Annotated in this window: 2 protein-coding genes and 1 pseudogene; all 3 read left to right on the forward strand. The window is 37.9% G+C overall.

Features of this window, described 5'->3' with window-relative positions:
• Window positions 1-607, forward strand: a pseudogene (locus tag IEU88_RS13525) (cytochrome aa3 quinol oxidase subunit II); the annotation flags it as partial.
• Window positions 607-2595: a cytochrome aa3 quinol oxidase subunit I gene (gene qoxB, locus IEU88_RS13530; RefSeq protein WP_096810432.1), complete on the forward strand. Its 1989-nt coding sequence runs from the start codon at window positions 607-609 to the stop codon at window positions 2593-2595. The pseudogene IEU88_RS13525 and the gene qoxB, both read left to right, overlap by 1 nt.
• Window positions 2585-3025 (forward strand): cytochrome c oxidase subunit 3 family protein (locus IEU88_RS13535; protein ID WP_188350427.1); only part of this gene is annotated, 441 nt, incomplete at its 3' end. The genes qoxB and IEU88_RS13535, both read left to right, overlap by 11 nt.

Raw genomic sequence — 3025 nt, forward strand, 5'->3', positions numbered from 1 at the left:
TGGTCAAAAATATGCGATGACTGGAATGACAATGGATTGGACTTTAACTGCTAGCGAAGAAGGAACGTTCAGAGGACGTAACTCAAACTTCAACGGTGAAGGATTCGCTCGCCAAACATTTGATGTCAATTCAGTTAGCCAAAGTGAATTTAAGGATTGGGTAAAAGATGCTCAAAGTCAAAAGGAATTAGATCAAGATACTTTTGATAAACAACTTTTACCAACTACTGAAAACAAAAACTTAACTTTCAGTGGTACGCATATGGCGTTTGTTGATCCAGCAGCTGATCCTGAGTATATTTTCTATGCTTATGATCGTTTCAATTACGTACAGAAAGATCCAAATTTTAATACACCAAAAGAAATAAAAGAGGATGTATTAGATAAACCTAATAAACCTGCACGTAAGCCACAAATCACAAACGCAAACTACGAACGTCATGGTATGAAAGCTATGATTCTAGGCAATAATGAACCATATAATAGTGAGTTTAAAGATGAAGAATCACATAATATGGACGAAATGGAAAAAATCTCAGAAGGTGCTAAAGACGAACAAGCATCAGAGTCTGAGAAAAAAGACCATGAACATGGAGGTGGACATTAATGAATTTCCCATGGGATCAATTGCTCGTTCAAGGTAACTGGATGATTACAATGGCACAAATTGGTGCACCGTTCGCTATCATCGCAGTGATCGCAGTAATTACTTACTTTAAATTGTGGAAATATCTATACAGAGAATGGTTCACATCTATTGACCATAAAAAAATCGGCGCTATGTATTTAATCTGTGCTGTATTAATGTTCGTGCGTGGCGGTATTGATGCCTTAATGATGCGTACACAATTAGCAATTCCAGATAATACATTTTTAGAAGGAAACCATTATAATGAAGTCTTTAGTACGCATGGCGTAATAATGATTATCTTTATGGCAATGCCTTTCATTTTTGGTTTATGGAATGTTATTGTACCTTTACAAATTGGTGCAAGAGACGTTGCATTCCCTGTATTAAATAACGTAAGTTTCTGGTTATTCTTCTCAGGTATGTTGTTATTCAACTTATCATTTATAATCGGAGGCTCACCTGCAGCTGGTTGGACGAACTACGCACCACTCGCAGGAGAATTCAGTCCAGGACCTGGGGTCAACTACTACCTTATCGCAATACAGATTTCTGGTATAGGTACCCTAATGACTGGTATTAACTTCTTTGTAACAATACTTAGATGTAAAACACCTACAATGAAATTTATGGAAATGCCAATGTTTACGGTTACTACTTTCATTACAGCATTAATCGTTATCTTGGCTTTCCCAGTACTAACAGTGGCATTAGCACTGTTCACAACAGATAGAATCTTCGATACTGCATTCTTTACAGTCGCAAATGGCGGTATGCCAATGTTATGGGCTAACTTCTTCTGGGTATGGGGGCACCCCGAAGTTTATATCGTTATCCTGCCTGCATTCGGTATTTATTCAGAAATTATTCCAACATTTGCTCGTAAACGTCTGTTCGGTCACCAAAGTATGGTATGGGCAACAGCAGGTATCGCATTCCTTAGTTTCTTAGTTTGGGTTCACCATTTCTTCACAATGGGTAATGGTGCATTAATTAACTCATTCTTCTCAATCACAACCATGCTGATTGGTATCCCAACCGGTGTTAAATTATTTAACTGGTTATTCACTTTATATCAAGGTAGAATTACGTTTGAATCGCCAATGTTATTTGCACTAGCATTCATCCCTAACTTCTTACTTGGTGGTGTAACTGGTATCATGCTTGCAATGGCAGCAGCTGACTATCAGTACCATAATACGTACTTCTTAGTAGCACACTTCCACTACACGTTAGTAGCTGGTGTTGTATTTGCTTGTTTAGGTGCGCTCATATTCTGGTGGCCTAAGATGACTGGATTTAAGTTAAACGAAACATTAAACAAATGGAGTTTCTGGTTATTTATGATTGGATTTAACGTTTGTTTCTTACCTCAATTCATCCTTGGATTAGATGGTATGCCACGTCGTTTATACACTTATATGCCAGAAGACGGCTGGTGGTTGTTAAACGCAATATCTACTGTCGGTGCGCTCATGATGGCATTAGGCTTTATGTTCTTAGTTGCTAGTATCGTATATAGCTTCTTCAAATCACCACGTGAAGCTACTGGTGATAACTGGTACGGTTTGGGACGTACATTAGAGTGGTCAACTGCTTCAGCGATGCCACCTAAATACAACTTTGCTGTTACACCAGACTGGAATGACTATGATACATTTGTAAATATGAAAGAACACGGTAGACACTACTTAGATAATCACAACTACACTGATATCCATATGCCAAATAATACGCCAGTTGGTTTCTGGATGGGAATTTTCTTCACAATCGGAGGCTTCTTCCTTGTCTTTGAAACAATTATTCCAGCTGTTATTTGCTTAATAGGTATCTTTGGCACTATGATTTTCCGCAGTTTCCAAGTAGACCACGGTTATCATATCCCAGCTTCTGAAGTAGCAGAAACCGAAAAACGTTTACGTGAAGCACGTATAAAAGAAAGGGAGGCTGTAAGTCATGAGTCATGATGCAAACACTATTGATCAACGTTCGCATGAAGGTAATTTAAATAGACTTGGCTTTTGGATATTCCTTACAGCAGAAGTCTCACTATTCGGTACGCTATTTGCAACCCTATTAACACTTCAACATGGTGGAGACTATGGCGGTAAAATGACGACTGAAATGTTCGAATTACCCCTCGTTTTGATAATGACATTTGCGTTATTAATTAGTTCTTATACTTGTGGTATTTCTATTTACTATATGAGAAAAGAAAAAGCAAAATTAATGACGATTTGGATGATTATCACTTTATTATTTGGTGTTGTCTTCGTAGGATTTGAAATTTACGAGTTTGCACACTACGTATCAGAAGGTGTTAACCTAACAATCGGTTCTTATTGGTCTAGTTTCTTTATACTTTTAGGAACACACGGCGCCCACGTCTCATTAGGT

The organism is Staphylococcus nepalensis, from assembly GCF_014635045.1.
GTDB classification, from domain to species: Bacteria; Bacillota; Bacilli; order Staphylococcales; family Staphylococcaceae; genus Staphylococcus; species Staphylococcus nepalensis.

Coding starts and splice junctions, on each gene's coding strand:
- qoxB (WP_096810432.1), top strand. CDS start 607: ATGAATTTCCCATGGGATCAATTGCTCGTTCAAGGTAACTGGATGATT.